Here is a 25,763-nt window from a genome sequence, read left to right as displayed (position 1 = left end):
CTCACGCGGCTGCCCAACCTTTTTTGATACGCGCGTCTGCCCGGGGCCGCCTGAGGCCTGAGTGGTGCCGGACATTAACGTTTTATGACATCTCTGCACCTTGTGAGGCAACGGGTTTAAATCCGGTTTACTTCCCCCCTGTGGCAGGAAATCCGCCCGCGTTCATGAGCCCAAGGTCTTGTAACTGTTGCCAATCACCTAGTTTGACCGAGTCAGAAGTCCAAAGATCAGGCCCGCTGATGATCCCGTCATAATAGGCGCCGAACCGATCGGGGTCGTGAAAATGTTGCCGCCTCTGTTTTTCGATCCGCGATTTGTCGACAACCTCAGGCAGGAATTTCGTGTGGAGCAACACGCCCGAGGCGGTCTGCCCACCCGGACCGTCATATTCAAAATTCAAGAACCGGGGCAGCGCGGAATGGCACGAATTCACATAGGCCGTATGTCGTGACCACCGGGTCAGAGGGATCTTGTTCAGCGTCGGTGATTTTTGGGGCTGATCTGCAAAAAACACCCGCTCGCGTACGCCTCCCTGAACCCAAAGGTTGCCCATCGGCCTTTGGCGCTGGGCACGATAGGGGCCGGGGTCAAACCAGTTCAGGCAATCGGTTGGATCGGAATGCGGATCATAACTTTGCTTGCCCAACCGACCTTTGGGATAGAGGTCCAGCATCATCGCCCCAAACGTGGTTTGACCGCGCGCGTCCAGCCATGCAGCTAAATCGCGCATCGTATGGGTGTTGTGATGGGCGTAGATCAGCAACTCATCGGCGTCGACCATCAACGTCCAGTGGTCGTGCCCAAATTTCCACTGCAGCCAAGTCAGCCAATCCAACCCGAACCGAGACGCGCGATAGCTTGCCGTAGTCCGCCACAGCGACACATCCGGCTGTTTAAGCAAATACGGGACTGAGCCGTCATCGCTGCCATTATCCACCATCAGAAAATGATCAATGCCCAGCGTGCGATAATGGTGAAAGAACCACGGCAGGCGGGTGATCTCATTCCGCAGCGTGGTAAAGGCCAGAATGGCGCCGGGTGTGATCTTTTGCGTGTTGTCAGTCAACGACTTCAGTTGATGGCGGCTGCGAAAGGATCGCCACAACAGCCGCTTGCGTTTCAGGCGCAGCCTGTAACGCTCCACCCAGGTCAGCGGCTGATCCTCAAGGCTCACTTGGTGTAGCTACCATTCTGATGCCAGCGCCAGGCATCCGTGATCATCGTCTCTAACGTTGATCTTTTTGGTGTCCAGCCCATCTCTTCCTTGGCTCGGACCGAGCCTGAAACTAGACGCGTGCAATCCCCGGCTCGGCGCGGGCCGATGCTATACGGCACCGCACGGTTGGTGACGGCTTTGGAATGCTCGATGATTTCCATCACCGAAAACCCCGACCCGGTGCCCAGATTGAACACGCGGCTTTCTTTGCCCTGTTCTAGCCACTTTAGCCCCAGTACATGTGCATCGACCAGATCACAGACGTGTACATAATCGCGGATGCAGGTGCCGTCGGGTGTGTCGTAATCGGTGCCGAATACAGTCAAGCCACCCCGCTTGCCATCGATGGCGTCCAGCATCAGCGGCACCAGATGGGTTTCTGGTTGGTGAAACTCTCCAACTTCGGCATCCGGGTCGGCCCCGGCCACGTTGAAATAGCGGAAGATCACGTGCTTCAGGCCATATGCGGCTTGGAAATCACGTAAGATGTCCTCGATCGCTCGTTTCGAGGCACCATAGGCATTCAATGGCTGCTGCTGAGTGCTCTCGTCCAGCACAACGTTGTCATGTTCGCCATAGGTGGCGCAGGTCGACGAGAACATAAAGTTCAAACATCCCGCATCCACAGCCGCCTGTATCAGTGTCAGCGAACCGGTGACATTGTTCGACCAATACGTTCCGGGCTCAACCATCGCTTCGCCGACCTGACTGAGGGCGGCGAAATGTATCACGGCGGCGGGTTGGTATTTGGCGAACACTTCGTCCAGCCGGGCGCGGTCCAGCAGGTCGCCCTGCTCGAAAGGGCCGAATTTCACCGCGTCCTGCCATCCGGTGACAAGATTGTCATAGGTTACGGGCGTATACCCCGCCCTTGCCAGTGCCTTGCAGGCATGAGAGCCGATATAACCTGCGCCACCTGTAACCAGAATATTTGTCATTCAAGCCCCATAGCGGCCATCATTTCTTCGATCTTGGCCACGTCCTGCGGGTTGTTCAGCTCCCAGAACTGACGACCTTTGGCTTCAACTTCGACACACAGAACCTTGCGGCCGTTTTCCATGAAGCGCAGCTGTTCCAACCCTTCCAGTGTCTCCAGCGGACCGCTAGTCCAGCCCGGATAAGCAGTCAGAGCGTCAGGCCGATAGGCATAAACTCCGACGTGGTGGAATACCGGTGTCGGGCCACTGCTGGCATAGGTCTCGGCTGTGAAAGGGATCACTTCTTTCGAGAAGTAAAGCGCGCTGTGGTCATTGCCGAACACCGCTGTAGTGCCCCCGACCCGGCCTTGCTTGCGATCGTTCAGTAATCCGTTCAGGGCGTCCCCGTCACAGCGCAGCACGGGGGTGGCCACACCCGCATCCGGCGCGTTGCGCAGACCCGAGATCAGGTCTTCAACAAACCAATGCGGGGTCAACGGCGCATCCCCTTGTAGGTTGACGACGATGTCATAACCGCCACCCAGCGCCGAGTGCGCCTCGGCGCAGCGTTCGGTACCGTTGCGGCAGGTTTCTGAAGTCATCACCACCTCGGCACCGAACCCCTCTGAGGCTTCGCGGATACGGTCATCGTCGGTTGCTACAACCACGCGATCTACGCCTGACACGGAAATCGCAGCGCGCCAGGATCGTTCGATCAGAGTCATGCTGGTTCCGTTTGCCCCGGTCAGCGGAACCAGAGGTTTGCCTGGATAGCGGGTCGAAGCGTAGCGCGCGGGAATGGCAATCAATACTGACATCAGGCTTCCTTCAGCTCAACGCCTGGAGCATAGGCGATGAAAAATGGATTGGCATAGCCGTCTTTGCCATAGGTCAGCGGCGAATGGTCGTCAAAGCGCACCACATGTCCGCCCGCACCGGCCAGAACCGCGTGGCCCGCAGCGGTGTCCCACTCCATGGTGCGGCCAACACGGGGGTAGAGGTCGGCCTCTCCTGTCGCCACCAGACAGAACTTCAGCGACGACCCGGCACTTTTGCTGTCGCGCACCTGATATTTGTTGATGTAATCCTCGGTCGCCTGATCCCGATGCGACTTGGATGCAACGATCATCAGCGCCGAATTGTTTGGTTTAGAGACTGATATTGGCGTTGACGCACCCGGCTGATCTTTGTCCAGATCCCCGATTTCTTCAACCGATTGCCCGTCAGCTTGCGTATAGAACATCCGGCCGCGTGCAGGGGCGTAGACCACGCCACGCGTCGGTACGCCGTTTTCGACCAAAGCGATATTTACGGTAAAATCGCCGCGCCGATTTATGAATTCCTTGGTGCCGTCCAGTGGATCAACAATCAGAAAGGTCTCGCCCTTTTCGGAATGCGAAGCCGCCTGTTCCTCGGTCACCAGCAGGATATCTGGAAAAGCCTCGCGCAATCCGGCCGAGATCAAAGCATCCGCCGCCTCGTCCGCCTCGGTTACCGGGCTTGAGTCTGACTTGACCTTGACGTCGAAATCATCCGCTTCGTAGATCTGCATGATCTTGTCGCCTGCCTGCAAGGCCAGCCGCCGGATGACGGGAATAAGCGCGTCATAAGTCACAAAAAAGCTCCGTTCCTGTGGTTTATTGATCAGGGCATCTCACGGACTTATGATGCGATGGATACGGAACAGCAAGAATTTCGTGCCAATTTGCGGCTGACACAGCAGGAAAGAGTAGTCGAGTGTTTCACTTCAAGAGAAATCAGTCATTGCTGGGCGGGGCTTTCACCACCGCCGAGCTAATATTCCATGCAGTAGTTCGCAATATCCGGTCGCAGCACTCCAACGCGGTGATGGCAATCCTGATCAACATTGTTCAGGTCGTCCTTCTGGTGACGGCGTTTTATATACTTATGACGCTAATTGGTCGAATGACTGGCATGGCCAAAATCCGGGGCGAGATGGTTTTGTTCCTGCTCTCCGGTGTTTTTTTGTTCCTGACGCATATCAAGTCTGTCACTGCAATCGCCGGGGCTGGATCCGGCAACAATCCGATGACTCTGCACTCGCCAATGACAATGATGGTGATGTTGTCAGCATCTGCCTTCGGTATACTTTATACGCAGCTTATCTCGATCCTTGTCATCCTGTTCGTCTACAGCGTAGCCGTCTCGCCTCTTGTGATCCAAGAGCCCGGCGGTGCATTTGGGATGCTTTTGCTGGCCTGGTTCACGGGATGCTCGGTCGGTTTAGTGTTGTTGGCGCTGAAACCCTGGTTTCCCAATACGGTAAGCATCCTGAAAAATGTGTACCGTCGATTGAACATGATATTTTCGGGCAAGATGTTCGTTGGCAACGCGCTAGGTGGGTTCATGCTGACCTTGTTTGCCTGGAACCCACTGTTTCACATCATCGATCAATGTCGTGGTTTTGTGTTCCGAAATTATTTTCCCCGGAACACCAGTTGGGAGTACGCGCTTTGGGTCGGAATAGTTTTAACAATGATCGGCCTGCTGGGTGAGTTCTATACCCGCAGGCAGGTCTCGAAAAGCTGGGATGCGCGACGCTGATGTTTGCTGTGCGAGCTGTATTCTGAAAACCTGTTCCCGGATATTGGATCGCACTTCACGTTGCGACCCTCAATGTCAGGTTGATGCGTCCGCCTTTTGGCAAAAGTTTGGATGAGCCAAACCGGATGCGATCCACCCCGTGATAGGTCAAGCGTGCCAGGCCGCCCATGATCGCCACATCGCCCGAGCTCAGCCAGATCGACTCGGTCTTGCCACCCCGTGTGGCGTTACCGATACGGAACAGCGCGTCATCGCCCAATGAGATCGACAGGACGGGCCACGAGAAATCGGCCTCATCCTTGTCCTGATGCAGGCCCATCTTGGTGCCTTCACCGTAATAGTTGATCAGACAGCAATCGGGCTGGCGATCCGCGCCGGTCAGGTCCTGCCAGATGGTCAAAATCTCATCTGGAATCGCGGGCCATGTCATGCCCTTTGGGTGCGTGTCCTGATACCGATAGCCCGCCCGGTCAGTGACCCATCCCAGCGCCCCGGCCGAGGTCATGCGCACTGACATTTCCTTGCCCGAAGGTGTCACGGGCCGATAAAGCGGTGCCACTTTCAGAATCGGCCTAAGCAGGTCAACTAGATGCGACTGCGCCGCCGCATCCAAATAGCCTTTCCGAATATCAAATCCGCGCAATAACAGCCGCGCCATTCCAGAATCCCCAAACCTTGCCAAAACCTTGCCAAAAAAGGCCACAGATTCCCGAAAACCTGCGTTTCTGAACGCTTGCAGGCCCCTGTTCTCGCCCTTATATACGCCTCGACGCGCGATGGTGTAGTGCTGTCGCGCACATCAATCGGGGGCAGGATGCCGCAACGGGTCCAACCCTCGGGACATCGCCTTGAATGGAAAGGGATTGAAAATATGGGAAAAGTAATCGGGATTGACCTCGGTACCACCAACTCGTGTGTGGCCATCATGGACGGCTCGCAGCCGAAGGTCATCGAAAACGCCGAAGGGGCGCGGACCACGCCCTCGATCGTCGCTTTTACAGAAGATGAGCGTCTGGTCGGTCAGCCTGCAAAACGTCAGGCGGTCACCAACCCCGACAACACGATCTTTGGCGTCAAGCGTCTGATCGGTCGTCGTGTGGATGATGCAGAAGTCGAAAAAGACAAGAAAATGGTGCCCTACGCCATCGTTGATGGCGGCAATGGCGACGCGTGGGTTGAAGCCCGCGGTGAAAAGTACTCCCCAAGCCAGATCTCGGCCTTCACTCTGGGCAAGATGAAGGAAACCGCAGAAAGCTATCTGGGTGAGGAAGTCACGCAAGCAGTCATCACCGTTCCGGCATACTTCAACGATGCTCAGCGTCAGGCCACCAAAGACGCCGGTAAAATTGCCGGTCTGGAAGTGCTGCGGATCATCAACGAGCCGACAGCGGCTGCTCTGGCCTATGGTCTGGACAAGGAAGAAACTCAAACCATCGCGGTTTATGACCTTGGTGGTGGTACTTTCGACGTAACCATTCTGGAAATCGACGACGGTCTGTTCGAAGTCAAATCGACCAACGGTGACACCTTCCTGGGTGGTGAAGACTTTGACATGCGCATCGTCAACTACTTGGCGGATGAGTTCAAAAAGGAACACGGTGTCGATCTGTCTGCCGACAAGATGGCCCTGCAGCGTCTGAAAGAAGCTGCTGAAAAAGCCAAGATCGAGCTGTCCTCGACCTCGCAGACCGAGATTAACCAGCCGTTCATCTCGATGGGCTCGAACGGTCAACCGCTGCACATGGTCATGAAACTGACCCGTGCCAAGCTGGAATCGCTGGTTGGCGACCTGATTAAGAAGTCGATGAAGCCTTGCCAGGCTGCCCTGAAAGACGCGGGCCTGTCGGCTGGCGACGTGGATGAGGTTGTTCTGGTCGGTGGTATGACTCGCATGCCGAAAGTGATCGAAGAGGTCACCAAGTTCTTCGGTAAGGAGCCGCACAAGGGTGTGAACCCGGACGAAGTTGTTGCTATGGGTGCCGCCATTCAGGCCGGTGTTCTGCAGGGCGACGTCAAAGACGTGGTTCTGCTGGACGTGACCCCGCTCAGCTTGGGCATCGAGACGCTGGGTGGCGTATTCACCCGTCTGATCGACCGCAACACGACCATTCCGACGAAAAAGTCCCAGGTCTTCTCGACCGCCGAGGACAACCAGAACGCCGTGACCATCCGCTGTTTCCAGGGTGAGCGCGAAATGGCTGCGGACAACAAGATCCTGGGTCAGTTCAATCTGGAAGAGATCCCGCCCGCACCGCGCGGCATGCCTCAGATCGAGGTGACTTTTGACATCGACGCCAACGGCATTGTCTCGGTTTCGGCCAAGGACAAAGGCACTGGCAAAGAGCAGAAGATCACCATTCAGGCCTCGGGCGGTCTGTCGGACGAAGATATCGACAAGATGGTCAAGGATGCCGAGGAAAACGCCGAGGCGGACAAGGCGCGCAAAGAGCTGGTCGAAGCCAAGAACCAGGCCGAAAGCCTTGTCCACGCGACCGAGAAATCGATCGAGGAACATGGCGACAAGGTCGACCCGTCGACCGTCGAAGCGATCGAGCTGGCCGTTGCTGCGCTCAAGGATGAGCTGGAAACGGACAATGCCGACAAGATCAAGTCGGGCATCCAGAACGTGACCGAAGCGGCCATGAAACTGGGTGAGGCGATCTATAAGGCACAGGCGGAAGAGGGCGAAGATGAGCCCGCAGCCGCAGATGCCGCGCCGGGTGACGATGACATTGTCGACGCCGAGTTCGAAGATCTGGACGACGACAAGCGTAACTAACGGGTAACCGGGCCAATTTGGGCCGGTCCGGTTGCCGGGCCGGCCCGATTACGTTGAGGCAGAAGGAAATACTGATGTCCAAACGCGACTATTACGAAGTGCTCGGCGTGTCCAAGGGCGCTTCTGCGGATGAGATCAAGAAAGGCTTTCGCTCGAAAGCCAAACAGCTGCATCCCGATCGCAACAAGGACAACCCCGATGCCGAAGCGCAGTTCAAAGAGGCCAACGAGGCTTACGATGTTCTGCGCGATGCTGACAAGAAAGCCGCTTATGACCGCTTTGGTCACGCCGCGTTTGAAAACGGCATGGGCGGAGGCGGCGGCCGTCCCGGTGGCGGCTTCGGTCAGGGCGATTTCTCCAGCGCGTTCTCTGACGTGTTCGACGACCTGTTCGGCGACTTCATGGGTGGCCAGCGTGGGGCAGGCGGGGGCCGTCGCGCCGCACGCGGTTCAGACCTGCGCTATAACCTGCGGGTCACGTTGGAAGAGGCTTATGCAGGCCTGCAGAAAACCATAAACGTTCCTACGGCTGTGGCCTGTTCCTCTTGCGAGGGAACTGGTGCCGAAGGTGGTGTTGAACCTACCGCATGTCCGACTTGTTCCGGCATGGGCAAGGTTCGCGCGCAACAGGGCTTTTTCACGGTTGAGCGCACCTGCCCGACCTGCTCTGGTTTGGGTCAGATCATTAAGAACCCTTGTAAGTCGTGCCAAGGTGCGGGGCGCGTTGAAAAAGATCGCGCATTGTCCGTGAACATCCCTGCCGGTGTCGAGACCGGCACCCGGATTCGTCTGGCTGGTGAGGGTGAGGCCGGAATGCGTGGTGGTCCTCCGGGTGACCTCTATATTTTTGTCGAAGTTTCCGAGCACAAGCTGTTCGAACGTGACAGCGTGAACCTCTATTGCCGTGTGCCAGTCAGCATGGCCAAGGCAGCACTTGGCGGTTCGATCGAGGTGCCGACCATCGACGGTGGTCGCGGTCGTGTACAGATTCCTGCCGGCAGCCAGTCGGGTCGCCAGATGCGCCTGCGTAGCAAAGGCATGCCCGCCCTGCGTGGCGGAGGCATCGGGGATATGTTCATCGAACTTGCCGTGGAAACTCCGGTCAATCTGACCAGTCGTCAGAAAGAACTTCTGCGTGAGTTTGACGATTTGGGTGAAGATAACCACCCGGAATCTAAAAGCTTTTTCTCTTCTGTAAAGTCCTTCTGGGATGGCATGAAGGGTTAAACGGTTAAGCAGGGGGGCTCTGCCCCCCATCGCCCTTTGGGCGACCCCCCCGAGATATTTATGGCCAGATGAAGCAGGGGATCCGTGTGTTGCCGATCCGGCGGGCAGGGATAAGGCGCGTTAACTTTTCGGAAACCGATTCTGCGTCAGAGTGGTGTTATGACCCAAGACGCCTTTGCCGAAGCCCCCATGCTGTTCGATACGGATGAAGCACCGGCGCAGCCGCTGCCCGTTGGTCGGTTACCCTCCTACATCAAAGACCATCGCAAGCGGCTGCGCGAAAGGTTCATGTCTGGCGGATCAGCAGCGATGCCGGATTATGAACTGCTGGAACTTGCTCTGTTCCGATCCATCCCGCGTCAGGATGTGAAACCGCTGGCGCGCGCGCTGATGGAAGCGTTTGGTGATTTCAATCGTGTGTTGACGGCACCCGAGGAACGGCTGCGTCAGATCAAAGGGGTTGGGGACACGGTGATTACCGATCTGAAAATCCTTGAGGCCTGTGCCCATCGCATGGCGCGTGCCCGGGTGATGCAACGGCATGTGATCTCGGGATGGGATGCGCTTCTGGACTATTGTCACACCACGATGGCGCACCGCGAGATCGAGCAGTTTCGTGTGTTTTATCTAGATCGCAAGAATGTGCTGATTGCGGATGAAGAGCAGGCCAAAGGCACGGTGGATCATGTGCCGGTCTATCCGCGAGAGGTCGCGAAGCGGGCGTTGGAACTCAATGCCTCGGCTCTGATCCTGGTCCACAATCATCCATCCGGTGATCCGACGCCGTCGCAGTCGGATATCGATATGACCAACCGGATTCAGGATGCGTGTTCCGCCCTTGGGCTGACTTTGCATGATCACCTGATCATCGGGAAATCGGCTGAACTGAGTTTCCGCTCGCAAGGCTATTTGTAAGGGTTATCGGATCCAAACTTCGACCCGACGATTCACCTTGCGGCCCCATTCGGTGTCGTCGCAGGCCATCGGCATGGCCTCGCCAAAGCCCTCGACACTGATTTCGATGCTGTCGGGGAGGCTGGTTTCGACCGATGCCAGCACTGCGTTTCGGACGGTTTTGGCTCGCTGCAGGGCAATACGTGAATTGGCGACCGCCGCGCCCTCGCCGTCACTAAACCCAACAAAGATCAATTGACGCGCCTCCAACGTTCCGCTTTCCAAAGCTTGCGCAAGGTTCAAGATGTTTGACCGGGACTGAGCATCGGGTCGCGACGACCCCGGTTCGAACCGAAAGGACAAAGATAGCCGCGAAAGTGGACGGAGGGTTTCGATCATGCGCTGCAACTCTTCCAACCCGACCTCAGCTCCACCGGTGCTGATCGCATTGGCCAGCCGATCGCCTTGCAGCCCAACCTGGATTGTTTCAAGGGATTGATCGACAAATCCGGCTTGCCGGATGACCATCTGTGCGGCGCTGCTTTGGGTATAGGCCAAAAACTGTCGCGCGACTTTGGGCAATCGTCTTTGTGGCAAATAGAAAAACATGGGTGAGGTCAGCGGATAATCTTCGGTCTTGACCGATTGCCGTGTTGCCGACAGGGCATGTCCGCACCCACCGGTCAGAGGCAGGGCGCGCACAGTCCCGGCCTCGGCAAGACTGGCGACGCCGAGCGCGAACGGGTCGTTCGAGACCTTGCGCACCAGATCGCTGTTTCGATCGTGGCGCGTGATCTGAGCGGTCATATGTGCGTTGGCAGGTGCTAACAGCAAATCCTCGACCGCCTGATCCAGCCCGGAACCGACCTGTGGCAGATGCAGAGAGATCGGCGCATCAGGCCCACCGAGATCGCCCCAATTTGCGACCTCGGCGGTGAAAACCTTCACCAGATCAGCAAGCGATATCTGGCGCACGGGATTGTCGGCCGACACGATTGGCACGATTGCATCCAGAGCCAAGACGCGCGACCGGCGGGTTTGCGTCAGATCTCCGAGCCCAGCGGCTTTGGTCAACTCCAGTTCGTCTGATCGAATTTCCCGCTGCGCCAACACGACATCTGCGGTGTTCTCAACCAGATCGATAAAGCCGTCAGCCGTATCCTTTGCACGAAATATGAACCTCGCCAAAGGCGCCTGCCGATCAGGCTGATTCAGGGCGTAGATCCGCAGGTCTCCGGTGCCCTCGGGCTGTGACAGGGTTAACCCTTCCTCGATGGCAAAGCCCTGTGCAAGGGCGGGCAGCAGTGTCTCGGCGATCACTGATGAGCCAGAGAAACGAACTTCGGCCACAAAATCCGTCAGGTTGGGGCAGGCTGGGCCGTCGCAGGTGACCCCCGATCCATCGACCGTCAGCTCTCCGAATTGCGTATCGACACGGTAGAATTCACCGTCGTAACCAAGAAGGGTGCCGACCACTTCTACCTTGCCGTCATGCGAGGTCAAAGTGATGTCCTGCGCGAATACGCTTTGTGCCAAGGATAAGGCAAAAAGCGCGGCGAACGCCGCACGAAGAATGTTCATTGGAAACCGTAGATCTGCCTGCTGCTTATTTGGCAGCGATTGTCAGGTCTGAGAACAGATTATTCAACACCAGAAAATCGCCAGCTGCCTCACAACCGGGCATATCCAGCGACAGGTCGCGTGAGCGTAGCCGTTCCGCGCGCCATTCCAACGATTGCACGCTTAGGGGCTTGCCGCAATTTGCTTCGGTGACCTCAGTTTCAACCGACAGAGTGATACTTCCGGCCTCGGTTGCGGTCTCGATAGGGTATGAATAAACCTCGATATTGCGCGCGACGTCCGAACCGCCCTGACCCAGATGGATCACCGAGCCCGCGCCGCCGGTCTGGGACCCGGACCACACGTGGCCTTCTTCCCCGTAACCTGCGCCGAATTCCAGCGCATGAAGCTGCAGATCGGTTTCGCCCTGCCACTGCAAGGCAACCCGGTTGAAGCTGTTGATCTCGGGCACATGCGTCGTCGCAACGGTGCCTTTCTCATCCGGCAGCGAGATCAGGAAAATAGCGTATTCCGACAGCGCCGGGATGGTCAGGTTCAAGCCGCCAAGCGCATCGGTCTCGGTGCTGAAAACCAGCCCGTTGTGATGAACCTCAATGGTCTCATTGGCATGGCAGGGGGCCTTGACCCGCAGCCGTACGTTGGCGCCGGGCACAGCCATGGCGCGCGCGCTCATATCGCAATTCGAAGGCAAACGGCTGGTTTCTGGCGCTGAGCGTATGGATTGAGATAGATCCTTGGGACGCGCTTCTGTCGGGGAAGAAGAGGTCAGGACAACGCTTTCCAGTCCGGTCAGGTCCGAGTCCTGTTCCGAGATCGAAGCGACGCGTTCAACGCTCGGCTCAGCATTGGGTTGCTGCGCCGATCCGCTTTGCATCAAATATCCAATGGCCAGAGCGCAGGCAACGGTTCCGCCCGTGGTCACGTAGTTCTTAATGACAAACAAGACACCCTCCCCAGTTGAAGGAGCGAGTCGCAATTTGCTTCCCAATCAAGGCCAATATGTGGCCGTGAGGCGGACTCATTGTGGTGGAAAGCAGGTGACGTTAAGTCAACCTGCCGTGGCAATGTTTGAATTTTTTCCCCGAGCCACAGGGGCAAGGATCATTGCGTGACGGGTTACCCCAAGTCGAAGGATCATCCTCGACAAAACCCGGACGACTGTCACCAGACGCTTCAGCTTCGGCGATCACCTCAGCATTCCCGGCAGCTTGATCCACAGCTTTCTGCGCCTGTGCCTGTTGCGCCGCCATCTGCGCGAGCATTTCCTTCTGTTCTTCTTCGCTCAGCGGGCGCACGCGCGACAATTGCTGAGTGACGGTTTCGCGCAAGGAATCTAGCATCCCTTCGAACAGCTGGAAGCTTTCGTTTTTGTACTCGTTCAGCGGATCGCGCTGTGCATAGCCACGGAAACCCACGACCGAGCGCAGATGTTCCAGCGTCAAAAGATGTTCGCGCCATTTGCCATCGATAGTCTGCAGCAGAACCTGCTTTTCGATGTTGCGCATGTTTTCCGGGCCAAAGGCCACGGCCTTCTGCGCCATCATTTCATCGGCGGCCTTGATCAGACGTTCGCGGATTTGCTCGTCATCCACGCCTTCCTCGGCGGCCCAGCCCTGAACCGGCGCATCGATGGTCAGCTTGTCTTTGACCGCTTCGTGCAGACCTTCTGTATCCCATTGATCTGCATATGATTTTGGCGGCATGAATTCGTCGATCATATCGTCGATCACCTGCTCACGCATATCGGACACGACATCCGACAGATCATCCGCTGACATGATTTCACGCCGCTGGCTGAACACGACTTTCCGCTGATCGTTCATTACGTCGTCGAATTTCAGAACGTTTTTGCGCATGTCAAAGTTGCGACCTTCGACTTTGGATTGCGCCCGTTCCAGCGATTTGTTCACCCAGGGGTGAATGATTGCCTCGCCCTCTTTCATGCCCAGCGTGGTCAGGACCTTGTCCAGACGTTCCGAACCGAAGATGCGCATCAGGTCATCTTCCAGGCTCAGGTAGAACACGGTGCGGCCCGGGTCACCTTGGCGTCCCGAACGCCCGCGCAGCTGGTTGTCGATCCGGCGGCTTTCATGACGTTCGGACGCCATTACGTAAAGACCACCGGCCTGCAGCACCTTTTCCTTTTCTTCCGCGTGCTTGGCTTCTTCTGCCGCACGCAACTCGGCCGGGTCAGCCTCGGGGTTTTCGGCCAGCGCCTGCAGCACCTTCATCTCAACGTTACCGCCCAGCTGGATGTCAGTACCGCGACCCGCCATGTTGGTGGCGATGGTCACCGCACCCAGACGGCCGGCATCTGCCACGATCTGGGCTTCCTGTTCGTGCTGACGGGCGTTCAGCACATTGTGCTCGATACCCTCCTTAGTCAGCATCTGGCTGATCACTTCGGACTTTTCGATCGACGTGGTGCCGACCAGAACCGGCTGACCTTTTTCACCGGCCTTTTTGACCTGTTCAATAATGGCACCGTATTTTTCGGCTGTCGTGCGATAGACCTGGTCGTCTTTGTCCTCACGCGCGATTGGTTTGTTGGTCGGAACCTCGACCACACCCAGACCATAGATTTCCTGAAATTCTTCCGCCTCGGTCAGCGCAGTGCCGGTCATGCCGGACAGCTTGTCATAGAGGCGGAAATAGTTCTGGAATGTCACGCTGGCCAGCGTCACATTCTCGGGCTGAATCTGTACGCCTTCCTTGGCTTCGATGGCTTGGTGCAGACCTTCCGACAAGCGGCGGCCCGGCATCATCCGACCGGTGAATTCGTCGATTAGCACCACATTGCCATCCCGAACGATATAGTCCTTGTCACGTTGGAACAGTTTATGTGCGCGCAGGCCCTGATTGACGTGATGCACTACAGTGGTGCTTTCGGGGTCGTACAGCGAATGCCCCTCGGGCAGCAGACCCGCTGAAAGCAGTTGCTGCTCCAAAAACTCGTTGCCTTCATCGGTGAACGTCACGCTGCGGCTTTTTTCATCGAGCGAGTAATGATCGTCCTGCAGCGTCGGGATCACGGTATCGATGGCAGTATAAAGGTCCGATCGGTCTTGTGCCGGCCCCGAGATGATCAGCGGCGTCCGCGCCTCATCAATCAGGATCGAGTCGACTTCGTCGACGATCGCGAAATTGTGGTGCTTCTGATAGACCTGTTCCAGATCGGCCTTCATGTTGTCGCGCAGATAGTCGAAGCCCAACTCATTATTTGTGGCATAGGTGATGTCACACTTGTACGCCGCCATCTTCTCGGCATCCGGTTGGCCCGACCAGATCACACCGGTCGTCATGCCAACGGACGCAAACACCTTGCCCATCCATTCCGAGTCGCGCTTGGCCAGGTATTCGTTCACCGTGACCACATGCACGCCCTTGCCGGTCAGTGCATTCAGATAGGCGGGGAAGGTGGCGACCAGGGTTTTGCCTTCACCCGTTTTCATTTCCGAGATATTGCCCTGGTGCAGGAACAAACCACCCATCAACTGCACATCAAAGGCCCGAAGACCCAGGGCGCGCTTGGCCCCTTCGCGGACATTGGCAAATGCTTCCGGCAGCAAGTCATCCAGTTTTTCACCGTCCAGCGCTCGTTTGCGCAGCTCAGCGGTTTTCTCGATCAGGCCATCGTCGGTCAGGATCTCGAACTCCGGCTCCAGCGCATTGATCTTTTCGACCAGCGGGCGGGCCGCCTTGATCTTGCGGTCGTTCGGTGTTCCGAACACCTTTTTGGCGAGCGTTCCGAGTCCCAGCATGTTCACTCCAGCGGATCTGTTTTTTTCTTGGTTGCGACAGGCTTGCCCACCTTGCGCGCAGCCCCTAGATACGGGGGGTGAAAGGCGGCCCTGTCCAAGGCTTCAAAGCGATGTAAGGGGCAGGTTCCACAGTGTCAACGCTGCGCCCTGTCGCGGCAAAGAAATAGGATAATTCCATGCCCAAAGGCCTCACTTTTCTGCCATCGCTTGCGCTTGCTGCCGTGATGGCGTTGCCGCTGGCCGCCCAGGACGCACCGGATGCCAACACCGTGGTTGCGCGCGTGAACGGCGACGAGATCACATTGGGTCACGTCATCGCCACCGCCTCGGCGCTGCCGGCGCAGTATCAGCAGCTTGAAGATGAGGTGCTATATGATTTCATCCTCGAGCAACTGGTCCAGCAGCACCTGCTGAGCCTTGAACAGGAAGAGCTGAATACACTCAACGCCCTTCGACTGGAAAACGAAACCCGGTCCCTGCGCGCCGTGCAAACCGTCGAAGCGCTGACAGCCGCCAGTGTCACTAATGAGGCCATACAGGCCGCCTATGACACGCAATTCGCCGAGTTTCAGGGCGAAGACGAGTTCAATGCCAGCCACATTCTGGTCGAATCCGAGGACGAAGCCAAAGCTGTCAAAGCCCAACTTGAAGAAGGCGCAGATTTCGCTGAGCTAGCGAAAGAAAAATCCACAGGACCCTCTGGCCCCAATGGCGGTGCGCTGGGCTGGTTCGGCAAAGGCCAGATGGTGCCCGAGTTTGAAGGTGCCGTGCTTGGCCTTGAAAAGGGTCAGGTCTCGGATCCGGTGCAAACCCAGTTCGGTTGGCACGTGGTCACGCTGAACGACAAGCGCAAGACCGAGGCCCCCGAATTGGCGGTCGTGCGCGATGAATTGGCTCAGACCATTCGGCAAGAAGCAATTCAGGCCAAGATTGACGAGTTGACGCAGCAAGCGCAGATCGAGCGTCCCGCGCTCGAGGGCGCTGGCCCCGAGGTCATGCGCCAGCTGGAGCTGCTGCAGGAGTAACCCCGTGGCCACGATAACCAAGGTTTCACCGCTGGCCCCGGCGGCCTTCCCCGAATTGCCCGCGATCGACGGTGTGCGCTTCGCCACTGTCGAGGCTGGTGTCCGATATCAAGGCCGCACCGATGTGATGCTGGCCGTTCTTGATCCGGGCACTTCGGTGGCGGGGGTGTTCACCCGCTCGGCCACCCGTGCGGCCCCCGTTCTGGATTGTCAGGACAAGATCGGCGGGCCCCGCGACGGGCCTGCAGCGATCCTTGTGAATTCGGGCAACGCCAATGCGTTTACCGGCCATTACGGGCAGACCTCAGTGGCCGAGGTGACGCAAGCCGTCTCCAAAGCTACCGGAGTCGCGGTAGATCGGGTTTTTACCTCGTCGACCGGTGTCATCGGCGAGCCGCTGCCCCATGACCGCATCGTTGCACAGCTTGAGGCGTTGAAGGCGGGCCTCAGCCGTCACGCGATCGAGGACGCGGCGCGCGCGATCATGACCACCGACACCTTCCCGAAGGGGTCGTCGGCGCAGGTCGATATTGGCGGCCAAACAGTCTCTATTGCAGGGATAGCGAAGGGTTCCGGCATGATCGCGCCCGATATGGCGACGATGCTGGTTTATATCTTCACCGACGCTCAGATCGAGCAAACAGCGCTGCAAGCGATGCTGGGCGCGCAGACCGACCGGACCTTCAACTGCATCACCGTGGATAGCGATACCTCGACATCCGACAGCCTCTTGCTTTGCGCCACCGGGGCATCGGGCGTCGATGCCACCGGCAATGCCGCTTTCGCGCAAGCGCTGGAAACAGTGATGTTGGACCTTGCGCAGCAAGTGGTCCGCGACGGCGAAGGGGCCACGAAATTCGTAGAAATTCGTGTGACCGGCGCCGCCACGGATGCTGATGCCAAAACCCACGGGCTGGCTATCGCCAACTCCCCGCTGGTCAAAACCGCCATCGCGGGCGAGGACCCGAATTGGGGCCGCATCGTCATGGCCATCGGCAAATCCGGTGCTGCTGCAGACCGCGACCTTTTGAGCATATCGTTCGGAGACATCCTTGTGGCTGAAAAAGGCTGGGTCAGCCCCGACTACCGCGAGGAAGACGCTGCGGCCTATATGAAAGGTCAGGATTTGGTGATCGCAGTCGATCTGGGACTGGGTCAGGGCGCTTCCACCGTCTGGACCTGCGATCTGACCCACGGCTATATCGAAATCAACGCGGATTATCGCTCGTGAAGACAGTGTTAGTGTCTGCCGTGGCTCTGATCGACATCGAGGGCCGCGTCCTACTGGCTCAACGCCCCGAAGGTAAATCCATGGCCGGTCTCTGGGAATTCCCCGGCGGCAAGATCGAACCCGGAGAAACCCCCGAGGCCGCCCTGATCCGCGAATTGCACGAGGAACTGGGCATCGACACCTGGGCCTCATGCCTCGCGCCGCTGACCTTTGCCAGCCACAGCTATGACGATTTCCACCTGCTGATGCCGCTGTTTGCCTGCCGCAAATGGGAGGGGATACCGCAATCGAAAGAAGGACAGGCGCTGAAATGGGTGCGGGCGAATGATCTGAGGAACTACCCGATGCCTGCGGCAGATGTGCCGTTGATCCCGATTTTGCGGGATTGGCTATAAGCCCTTAAAAAAGACTCTAATCTGACTCAACTGGCAAAACGACAAAGCTTGGCAAATCACTGTGGTGCATGTCATTGCTGAACATATCGTTACGAAGGCAACCGACGTATTCTGCTTGAGGTTCCCGTTGTTCGATCCGGACTGGCCCGCCCTCACGCGTAGCAATTCCCGCATGCACCGCGGCCATACAAATGTTGCTCCACCAAGCGTACACTTCGCATCCCTGTACATTGAACGGCCGTATCCGTTGCGCCTCTTTTGTGCACATGCACTCAATGGGTAAGTCAAGTTCACCAATATGGCCGGGGCAATCCTTTAGCTCATCGGCTGAAATCGGTCCACTCCCGCTACCAGCGATCACAAAAACCGCGATGGCCACAAATATGATCTGTTGAGCTCTATGCATTATCAATTCTATCACGAACTCACGCGTTGCCCAAAAAAATGCGGCGGTTGTATTCGCTTTTGGCAGCGCTGGTTTATCCAGTTCAACGATTTTTACATCTTGTACAACTCGGAACTTCACCCCTCCACCCCTGTTACAATTCGTAAGAATTGAGAAAACATCAGGCAAAACTTGACGCTGATCGTTACGACGTCCCTTATCGGGGCATTGGCGTTCGGGCACCATCCCGAACCCGCCATTTTCGGCCCGGGGAGGGGTCGGATGGGGAGGAGAGAAAGATTGGCTCAGACGCAGTCGGGCGCTGAAGGGATGGACTCTCTTCCGGCGCTATTACACCGCAATGTGACCCAGTTCGGGGATGCCCCGGCCTATCGGGAAAAGGAATTCGGGATCTGGCAATGCTGGACCTGGGCGGAAGCCGCCAAAGAAATCCGTGCCATCGCGCTTGGGTTTCTAGAACTTGGCGTTGAAAAGGGTGACCATATTGCCGTGATTGGTCGGAACCGTCCCGCCCATTACTGGTCGATGGTTGCCGCTCAGATGGTAGGCGCGGTGCCGGTGCCTCTGTATCAGGATTCGGTCGCCGAAGAGATGGCCTATGTGCTGGAGCATTGCGGCGCGAAATATGTCGTCTGCGGTGACCAGGAGCAGGTCGACAAAGTCATCGAGATTCAGGAAAACCTGCATCAAGTCAAACACATACTCTATACCGACAAGCGCGGGATGCGGAAGTATGACCACTCGCAGATGAACGCGCTTGAGGACATCATGGCCGAGGGCAGTGCGGGGCACGCGCGGTTTGATGCGGAACTGGACAAGCGCATTGCGGCGATCACTTACGATGATACCTGCGTGATGCTTTATACCTCGGGCACCACGGGCAAGCCCAAGGGCGTGGTGCTGTCGAACCGCAATGTTATCGAAAGCGCTAAGAACTCGGCGGAATTCGATCATCTGACCCGGAACGAAGACATCCTGTCTTACCTGCCGATGGCTTGGGTTGGCGATTTCATATTCTCGATTGGTCAGGCTTATTGGTGCGGCTTCTGCGTGAACTGCCCCGAAAGCGCCGACACGATGATGACAGACCTGCGCGAGATCGGGCCGACCTATTTCTTTGCCCCGCCGCGGGTGTTCGAAACCCAGCTGACCAACGTGATGATCCGGATGGAGGATGCGGGCAAGCTGAAGCAGCGCATGTTCCATTATTTCATGGCCCATGCCAAGAAGGTGGGTGGCCTGTTGCTGGACGGCAAGGCGGTGGGCTTTGGCGACAAGCTGAAATACACGCTGGGCAATTTGCTGGTCTATGGCCCGCTGAAAGATACGCTTGGCTATGGCCGGTTCCGTGTGGGCTATACGGCGGGTGAAGCGATCGGGCCGGAAATTTTTGATTTCTACCGCTCTTTGGGCATTAACCTGAAGCAGCTTTACGGTCAGACCGAAGCGACCGTGTTCATCACCGTGCAGCCGGATGGCGAGGTACGGGCGGATACGGTTGGTGTTCCGGCCCCAGATGTCGAGCTGAAGATCGATGATAAGGGCGAGATTCATTACCGCTCACCTGGCGTGTTCGTCGAGTATTACAACAACCCGGATTCGACGGCTTCGACCAAGGATGCCGAAGGTTGGGTGGCGACGGGGGATGCCGGGTTCATCGAGGAGAATTCCGGCCATCTACGGATCATTGACCGTGCCAAAGACGTGGGCAAGATGGCTGATGGTTCGATGTTCGCGCCGAAGTATGTCGAGAACAAGCTGAAGTTTTATCCCGATATTCTTGAAGTCGTGCTGTTCGGGAATGGCAAGGATCGATGCGTGGCTTTCATCAATATCGATTTGACAGCGGTTGGAAACTGGGCGGAACGCAACAACGTGGCCTACGCGTCCTATCAGGAACTTGCGGGACATCCTCGTGTGTTAGAGACGATTCGGAGCCACGTTGAAGAGGTAAACAAGTCGGTCGCGGCGGATGAAATGCTATCGGGCTGTCAGGTGCATCGCTTTGTGGTTCTGCACAAGGAACTGGATGCCGATGATGGCGAGATGACTCGGACCCGCAAGGTGCGGCGTGGGTTTGTCGAGGACAAATTCAGCGACATTATTGCGGCGTTGTATGACGGGTCGTCGAGCGTTTCGACCACGACTGAAGTGACCTATGAAGATGGTCGTAAGGGATCGATTTCTGCGACGTTGGAAATTGTCGATGCGCCAGTGGTTCCGGTCGCGCAGCACAAGGTGGCGGCGGAATGAGTGGGCTGACGCGCGCCGCTCGACCTGCGGTCATCGCCCCGCCCGCCGTCCCGTTTTTGTGTCAGGGAGGTTCTGATGCTGGATAACTCCGAAGGATATGTCACCGAAGACGGCCGCAAGATCGGCGGTGTGGTGATGGAGATGAAGAACATCACCCTGCGCTTTGGCGGCGTGGTGGCTATCAAGGATATCTCGTTCGACATCCGTGAGGGTGAGATCCGTGCGATCATCGGGCCAAACGGGGCGGGTAAGTCCTCGATGTTGAACGTGATCTCGGGCTTTTATGTCCCGCAAGAAGGTGAGGTTTGGTTTCACGGCTCCAAGCGCCCTCCGATGCGGCCGTTTGAGGTGGCGCAGCAGGGGATCGCGCGGACGTTTCAAAACATCGCACTGTTCGAAGGCATGAGCGTGTTGGATAACGTGATGACCGGGCGTTTGGGTTTTATGAAGACCAATATTCTTCAGCAAGCGCTGTGGAAGGGCAAGGCCGAGGCAGAAGAGACCGAGAACCGCGAGGCGGTCGAGAAGATCATTGATTTCCTTGAGATTCAGCACATCCGCAAAACGCCAGTGTCCCGCCTGCCCTACGGGTTGAAGAAACGCGTCGAACTGGCGCGCGCGCTGGCGGCGGAACCGAAACTGCTGCTGCTGGATGAGCCGATGGCCGGGATGAACGTCGAAGAGAAAGAGGACATGAGCCGCTTTATCCTCGACGTGAATGACGAGTTTGGCACCACGATTGCGCTGATCGAGCACGATATGGGCGTGGTAATGGATCTGAGCGACCGTGTGGTTGTGATGGATTACGGCAAAAAGATTGGTGACGGCACCCCGGATGAGGTGCGCAACAACCAAGAAGTCATTGATGCCTATTTGGGGGTCAGCCATGACTGAGGTCCGGGCAGAATTGGGGAGGGGCTGGCATGCCTGAACAATTAATCTTCGCGATGGAGGTCATCCTCAACGGTCTGATGGCTGGGGTGCTGTATGCGCTGGTCGCGCTGGGCTTTGTGTTGATCTACAAGGCGTCGGGGATTTTCAATTATGCCCAAGGGGTTATGGCCCTGTTTGCGGCGATGACGCTGGTCGGAATCATGAACGGGCAGGTGCCTTTTGCGCACCTGATCAACGCGACTTTCGGCACGCACGTCTATAATTTTGGTTGGAATGTGCCCGCGTTGCTTGCGATTATTCTGACCATGGCCGTGATGGTGTTGCTGGCCTGGTGCGTGCAACGGTTCGTCATGCGCCATCTGGTCGGGCAAGAGCCGATCATCCTGTTCATGGCGACCATTGGTCTGGCCTATTTCCTTGAGGGCGTCGCCGACCTGATGTGGGGGTCCGAGATCAAGACGCTGGATGTGGGTCTGCCGCAGGGTATCAACCTGTGGATTGACGAGACGACCTTTAATATCTTCGACTACGGTTTCTTCATCGACAATCTGGACATCGTGGCCACGATCATCGCAGCACTTCTGGTGGCGGCTCTGGTCGCGTTCAGCCAGTACACCAAGCAGGGTCGGGCGATGCGTGCGGTGGCGGATGACCATCAGGCGGCGCTATCGGTCGGGATTTCGCTGAACTTCATCTGGATCATGGTCTGGTCGGTCGCCGGGTTTGTGGCGCTGGTCGCGGGCATCATGTGGGGCACCAAATCGGGCGTTCAGTTCTCGCTGTCGCTGATCGCGCTGAAGGCGCTGCCGGTGCTGATGCTAGGCGGATTCACCTCGATCCCCGGAGCCATCGTCGGTGGCCTGATCATCGGTGTGGGTGAGAAACTGTTCGAGTTCGCCATCGGCCCAATGGTTGGCGGTGCGACTGAGAACTGGTTTGCCTATGTATTGGCGCTGATATTCCTCGTGTTCCGACCTCAGGGCCTGTTCGGCGAGAAGATCATCGAGAGGGTTTAGGGCGTGACCAAGCTGATTGCTATCATCAACGTGATCGCATGGGCGGGGTTTTGGGCTTTCGGCTACATCGCCCTGACATCGAGCGATCTGACCGAGGGCCAACTTGTGATCGCTGTAATTCTGGCCTTTGCCGGGCTGGTCATGGGCATCCTGGCTTACATGAAACTGGTGCGCGCTTCCGAGGCCACCGGATATGCCAAAGGGTCCAATCAACTGGACGCCGCTGCCCGCAATCGGGCGCAGGAAGAATGGGGAAAGTAAGATATGTTCTATCGTGAGGCCGGGGATTTCAAAACCTCATATATCGCCGACAGCCAGACTTTCCCGATCAAGTTTGACCGGTATCGGTATTATGTCGTGCTGGCGGTGGCGTTCGGAATAATTCCGTTCATCATCAACGATTATTGGGCCAATGCGCTGCTTCTGCCATTCCTGATCTATGCCATCGCTGCGATCGGGCTGAACATTTTGGTGGGCTATTGCGGGCAGGTGTCGCTGGGCACCGGCGGGTTCATGGCTGTGGGGGCCTATGCCTGTTACAAGTTGATGACGGCTTTTCCGGATGTCAGCATGTTCATCCATGTGATCCTTGCAGGCGGCATCACCGCGATCGTGGGTGTCCTCTTCGGCTTACCTTCTCTGCGGATCAAAGGATTCTATCTGGCGGTGGCCACGCTGGCGGCGCAGTTCTTCCTTGTGTGGCTGTTTAACCGGGTGCCGTGGTTCTACAACTACTCGGCCTCGGGACAGATCAATGCGCCGGAACGCGATGTGTTCGGTATCATTATCACTGGCCCGAATGCTCCGGCATGGGCGACTTATTTGTTCTGCCTGATCTTCTTGACCGTCTGCGCAATCATCGCGCGTAACCTGACCCGCGGCACCACTGGTCGTACCTGGATGGCAATCCGCGACATGGACATCGCGGCCGAGATCATCGGGGTGAACCCGCTCAAGGCCAAGCTGACCGCCTTTGCTGTCAGTTCGTTCTTCGTGGGCGTGGCCGGCGCGCTGTTCTTTGCGGTCTATCTGGGCGCGGTCGAGGTTGGAGAAGTGTTCGGCATTCAAAAATCGTTCCTGGTGTTGTTCATGGTGATTATCGGCGGATTAGGGTCTATTTTTGGGTCCTTTGCCGGTGCCGCCTTCCTCGTGCTGCTGCCAGTCGTTTTGAAACTGCTTGGCGTCGATCTGCTGGGCTGGCCCACAGATATCGTGGCGCACCTGAACCTCGTCATCGTCGGTGCTCTGATCATCATGTTCCTGATCCTCGAACCGCACGGTCTGGCGCAGCTTTGGCGTGTGGCGAAAGAGAAACTCAGACTCTGGCCGTTCCCGCACTAGGGACCGGCCCAACGAAAAGACGGGTGTGAAACCCGAAACCCAACATCGGATCAACCAAGGGAGGAGACACCCGATGAAAAAGAAACTGGCAACCCTGGCGCTGGGCGCCGTGATGGCCGCAGGTCCGGTCATGGCCGACCTCGTATTCCCGTCGCTCAGTTACCGGACCGGGCCTTATGCGGCCGGCGGTATCCCATTTGCGGACGGATATGCCGACTACTTCACACTGCTGAACGAACGCGATGGCGGTATCGGCGGTGTTGCGGCCAACGTGATCGAATGCGAGACCGGATATAACACGGAAAAAGGCGTGGAATGTTATGAATCGACCAAGGGCGAAGGTGCTTTGGTCTATCAGCCCCTGTCCACCGGCATCACCTATCAGTTGATCCCTAAAGTGACCGCAGACGGCATTCCGCTGCACACGATGGGTTATGGCCGCACCTCGGCGGCGAACGGTAAGGTGTTCAGCAACGTGTTCAACTATCCTGCCAACTACTGGAACGGGGCGTCGGGCGCGATCAACTATCTGCTGGACGAAAACGGTGGCGACTTGAGCGGCAAGAAGATCGCGCTGGTCTATCACAACTCGGCCTATGGCAAGGAACCGATCCGTACGCTGGAAACACTGGCTGAAAAACATGGCTATGACCTGACCCTGCTGCCGGTCGACCACCCCGGTCAGGAGCAGAAGTCGCAGTGGCTGCAAATCCGCCGGGAAAAGCCCGACTATGTGATCATGTGGGGCTGGGGCGTGATGAACCAGGTCGCCGTGCAAGAAGCCGCCAATATCCGCTTCCCGATGGAGAACTTCATCGGTGTCTGGTGGTCCGGGGCCGAGTTTGATGTTGAGCCTGCGGGTGATAAGGCCACCGGCTACAAAGCGCTGACCTTCACCGGTCTGGGCGACGACTATCCTGTCTATGACGACCTGAAGAAATATGTCGTCGATGCGGGCAAAGCTGCAGGCGCCGGTGATCAACTGGGTACGGTGCAGTACAACCGCGGCCTCTATGCTGCGATGCTGGCCGCAGAAGCAGTGAAAACCGCGCAAGAGATGCACGGCACTGCCGAGATCGACGCATCGATGATGCGCGATGGCATGGAGGCGCTGGAGATCACCAACGCCAAGATGGAAGCGCTGGGTATGGCCGGTTTCGGACCTGAATTCGCGGTCTCATGCGAAAACCACGGCGGCCCAGGCCTTGTCGGCGTTGTTCAGTGGGATGCAGCGGCGGGTACCTGGAACTCGATTCAGGGCTTCGAACCGACTGACGCTGAGGTCATCAACGCACTGATCGACGAAGACTCGGGCGCATATGCTGCTGAGAACAATATTTCTCAGCGCTGCGAATAAGGTGCTCTGAACCAAACGGGGCGGCGGATCGCTGCCGCCCCGAACCCCACACTCGCACAAGGACACGCGCTGATGTTGGATGCGGCACAAACCACTGACGTGCAGGCGGAAACCCTGCTTGAGGTTAACAATATCGAGGTGATCTACAACCATGTGATCCTTGTTCTGAAAGGCGTCAGCCTGACTGTGCCCAAGGGCGGCATCACAGCCCTACTGGGTGGCAATGGTGCGGGCAAGACAACCACATTGAAGGCCGTGTCGAACTTGCTGCATTCGGAACGGGGCGAGGTCACCAAAGGCTCGATTAAATATCGCGGCGAGGGCGTGCATGAAAGCGACCCGGCTGCCTTGGTTGAGAAGGGCGTCATTCAAGTCATGGAAGGCCGCCACTGTTTCGAACACCTCACAGTCGAAGAAAATCTGCTGACCGGTGCCTATACCCGTAAGGACGGGTCTGCCGCGATCCAGCAGGATCTGGAACTGGTCTACAATTACTTCCCGCGCTTGAAGGAACGCCGCCGTAGTCAGGCCGGTTATACTTCGGGTGGTGAGCAGCAGATGGTGGCGATGGGCAGGGCTCTGATGTCACGGCCCGAAACCATCCTTCTTGATGAACCCTCAATGGGTCTGGCTCCGCAACTTGTCGAAGAGATTTTTGGCATCGTAAGGGACCTGAACGAGAAGGAAGGCGTGTCCTTCCTGCTGGCCGAGCAGAACACAAATGTGGCTCTAAGGTTTGCTCATTACGGTTATATTCTGGAATCTGGCCGCGTGGTGATGGACGGCCCCGCCGCTGAATTGCGCGAAAACCCGGACGTAAAGGAATTTTATCTCGGCATGTCTGACGAAGGCCGCAAGAGCTTTCGAGACGTGCGCTCATACCGCCGCCGCAAGAGATGGCTGTAA

Annotated in this window: 23 protein-coding genes; 14 read left to right on the top strand and 9 right to left on the bottom strand. The window is 57.3% G+C overall.

Annotation, left to right across the window (positions count from 1 at the left end):
• Nucleotides 1-127: 127 nt before the first annotated feature.
• Genes ACR0NE_RS20265 through cysQ form a run of 4 tightly spaced genes read right to left on the bottom strand, consistent with a single transcriptional unit; the run spans nt 128 to nt 3,748 of the window.
• On the bottom strand, nt 128-1,174 hold the full coding sequence (locus ACR0NE_RS20265) for a glycosyltransferase family 2 protein (protein WP_170598527.1): 1,047 nt from the start codon (nt 1,172-1,174) through the stop codon (nt 128-130).
• On the bottom strand, nt 1,171-2,154 hold the full coding sequence (galE, locus tag ACR0NE_RS20260; protein ID WP_170598530.1) for a UDP-glucose 4-epimerase GalE: 984 nt from the start codon (nt 2,152-2,154) through the stop codon (nt 1,171-1,173). The genes ACR0NE_RS20265 and galE overlap by 4 nt, the downstream gene beginning before the upstream one ends.
• Complete coding sequence (locus ACR0NE_RS20255) at nt 2,151-2,951, bottom strand: 3-deoxy-manno-octulosonate cytidylyltransferase family protein (protein ID WP_170598533.1); 801 nt, start codon at nt 2,949-2,951, stop codon at nt 2,151-2,153. Before ACR0NE_RS20255 ends, galE begins: the two co-directional genes overlap by 4 nt.
• Nucleotides 2,951-3,748 (bottom strand): 3'(2'),5'-bisphosphate nucleotidase CysQ, encoded by a 798-nt coding sequence (cysQ, locus tag ACR0NE_RS20250; protein ID WP_170426301.1) that lies wholly within the window; start codon nt 3,746-3,748, stop codon nt 2,951-2,953. The genes ACR0NE_RS20255 and cysQ overlap by 1 nt, the downstream gene beginning before the upstream one ends.
• A 122-nt stretch (nt 3,749-3,870) precedes the next feature.
• On the opposite strand from cysQ, the gene ACR0NE_RS20245 reads away from it, so the two are divergent.
• A complete protein-coding gene (locus ACR0NE_RS20245) occupies nt 3,871-4,698 on the top strand; it encodes an ABC transporter permease (protein WP_170567266.1) in 828 nt (275 codons plus the stop codon).
• Nucleotides 4,699-4,753: 55 nt separating this feature from the next.
• Here ACR0NE_RS20245 and ACR0NE_RS20240 read toward each other — a convergent pair whose 3' ends face one another.
• Entirely contained in the window at nt 4,754-5,356 is a 603-nt protein-coding gene (locus ACR0NE_RS20240) for an alpha-ketoglutarate-dependent dioxygenase AlkB (RefSeq protein WP_170598536.1), read from the bottom strand.
• A gap of 213 nt (nt 5,357-5,569) precedes the next feature.
• Here ACR0NE_RS20240 and dnaK point away from each other — a divergent pair, with 213 nt between their 5' ends.
• From dnaK to radC, 3 genes are all read left to right on the top strand, one after another.
• The gene (gene dnaK, locus ACR0NE_RS20235) at nt 5,570-7,477 is read left to right on the top strand and encodes a molecular chaperone DnaK (protein ID WP_170399312.1); all 1,908 of its coding nucleotides are present in this window, start codon (nt 5,570-5,572) and stop codon (nt 7,475-7,477) included.
• Between the two features lie 74 nt (nt 7,478-7,551).
• Nucleotides 7,552-8,703: a molecular chaperone DnaJ gene (gene dnaJ / locus ACR0NE_RS20230; RefSeq protein ID WP_170399308.1), complete on the top strand. Its 1,152-nt coding sequence runs from the start codon at nt 7,552-7,554 to the stop codon at nt 8,701-8,703.
• 159 nt (nt 8,704-8,862) lie between these two features.
• Nucleotides 8,863-9,618: a RadC family protein gene (gene radC / locus ACR0NE_RS20225; protein ID WP_170426295.1), complete on the top strand. Its 756-nt coding sequence runs from the start codon at nt 8,863-8,865 to the stop codon at nt 9,616-9,618.
• A 3-nt stretch (nt 9,619-9,621) separates the two neighbouring features.
• On the opposite strand, the gene ACR0NE_RS20220 is transcribed toward radC, so the two are convergent.
• The 3 genes from ACR0NE_RS20220 to secA form a co-directional block, all read right to left on the bottom strand.
• Nucleotides 9,622-11,178, bottom strand: a complete 1,557-nt coding sequence (locus tag ACR0NE_RS20220; protein ID WP_170598538.1) for a phosphate ABC transporter substrate-binding/OmpA family protein — start codon at nt 11,176-11,178, stop codon at nt 9,622-9,624.
• A 25-nt stretch (nt 11,179-11,203) separates the two neighbouring features.
• Complete coding sequence (locus ACR0NE_RS20215) at nt 11,204-12,121, bottom strand: hypothetical protein (RefSeq protein ID WP_480459872.1); 918 nt, start codon at nt 12,119-12,121, stop codon at nt 11,204-11,206.
• Nucleotides 12,122-12,221: 100 nt separating this feature from the next.
• Nucleotides 12,222-14,939 (bottom strand): preprotein translocase subunit SecA, encoded by a 2,718-nt coding sequence (gene secA / locus ACR0NE_RS20210; RefSeq protein WP_170598541.1) that lies wholly within the window; start codon nt 14,937-14,939, stop codon nt 12,222-12,224.
• Nucleotides 14,940-15,115: 176 nt separating this feature from the next.
• Between secA and ACR0NE_RS20205 the strand changes: the two genes are divergently transcribed.
• Genes ACR0NE_RS20205 through mutT form a run of 3 tightly spaced genes read left to right on the top strand, consistent with a single transcriptional unit; the run spans nt 15,116 to nt 17,590 of the window.
• Nucleotides 15,116-15,964, top strand: coding sequence for a peptidylprolyl isomerase (locus ACR0NE_RS20205; RefSeq protein WP_170598544.1), 849 nt, complete (start codon nt 15,116-15,118; stop codon nt 15,962-15,964).
• 4 nt (nt 15,965-15,968) lie between these two features.
• Entirely contained in the window at nt 15,969-17,195 is a 1,227-nt protein-coding gene (argJ, locus tag ACR0NE_RS20200; protein WP_170598547.1) for a bifunctional glutamate N-acetyltransferase/amino-acid acetyltransferase ArgJ, read from the top strand.
• On the top strand, nt 17,192-17,590 hold the full coding sequence (mutT, locus tag ACR0NE_RS20195) for an 8-oxo-dGTP diphosphatase MutT (protein WP_170334201.1): 399 nt from the start codon (nt 17,192-17,194) through the stop codon (nt 17,588-17,590). The genes argJ and mutT overlap by 4 nt, the downstream gene beginning before the upstream one ends.
• 16 nt (nt 17,591-17,606) lie before the next feature.
• Here the strand turns inward: mutT and ACR0NE_RS20190 are convergent, their stop codons facing one another.
• Nucleotides 17,607-18,221 (bottom strand): LCCL domain-containing protein, encoded by a 615-nt coding sequence (locus ACR0NE_RS20190; protein WP_170598550.1) that lies wholly within the window; start codon nt 18,219-18,221, stop codon nt 17,607-17,609.
• 84 nt (nt 18,222-18,305) lie between these two features.
• Here ACR0NE_RS20190 and ACR0NE_RS20185 point away from each other — a divergent pair, with 84 nt between their 5' ends.
• The 7 genes from ACR0NE_RS20185 to ACR0NE_RS20155 all read left to right on the top strand — a co-directional run bounded on the left by ACR0NE_RS20185 (nt 18,306) and on the right by ACR0NE_RS20155 (nt 25,763).
• Nucleotides 18,306-20,249 carry an AMP-binding protein gene (locus ACR0NE_RS20185; protein WP_170598649.1) on the top strand — a complete coding sequence of 648 codons (1,944 nt, stop codon included), beginning with the start codon at nt 18,306-18,308 and terminating at the stop codon, nt 20,247-20,249.
• 75 nt (nt 20,250-20,324) lie between these two features.
• The gene (locus ACR0NE_RS20180) at nt 20,325-21,143 is read left to right on the top strand and encodes an ABC transporter ATP-binding protein (RefSeq protein WP_170399285.1); all 819 of its coding nucleotides are present in this window, start codon (nt 20,325-20,327) and stop codon (nt 21,141-21,143) included.
• Between the two features lie 29 nt (nt 21,144-21,172).
• Nucleotides 21,173-22,159, top strand: coding sequence for a branched-chain amino acid ABC transporter permease (locus tag ACR0NE_RS20175; protein WP_170408767.1), 987 nt, complete (start codon nt 21,173-21,175; stop codon nt 22,157-22,159).
• A gap of 3 nt (nt 22,160-22,162) precedes the next feature.
• Nucleotides 22,163-22,420 carry a hypothetical protein gene (locus ACR0NE_RS20170; protein ID WP_170408766.1) on the top strand — a complete coding sequence of 86 codons (258 nt, stop codon included), beginning with the start codon at nt 22,163-22,165 and terminating at the stop codon, nt 22,418-22,420.
• Between the two features lie 3 nt (nt 22,421-22,423).
• On the top strand, nt 22,424-23,500 hold the full coding sequence (locus tag ACR0NE_RS20165) for a branched-chain amino acid ABC transporter permease (RefSeq protein WP_170408765.1): 1,077 nt from the start codon (nt 22,424-22,426) through the stop codon (nt 23,498-23,500).
• Between the two features lie 73 nt (nt 23,501-23,573).
• On the top strand, nt 23,574-24,857 hold the full coding sequence (locus tag ACR0NE_RS20160) for an ABC transporter substrate-binding protein (protein WP_170408764.1): 1,284 nt from the start codon (nt 23,574-23,576) through the stop codon (nt 24,855-24,857).
• Between the two features lie 72 nt (nt 24,858-24,929).
• On the top strand, nt 24,930-25,763 hold the full coding sequence (locus ACR0NE_RS20155; protein WP_170399269.1) for an ABC transporter ATP-binding protein: 834 nt from the start codon (nt 24,930-24,932) through the stop codon (nt 25,761-25,763).

This window comes from Ruegeria sp. C9 (assembly GCF_056537585.1).
The sequence above is the reverse complement of the archived record's forward strand: the minus strand, read 5'-3'. Positions and strand labels throughout refer to the sequence as shown.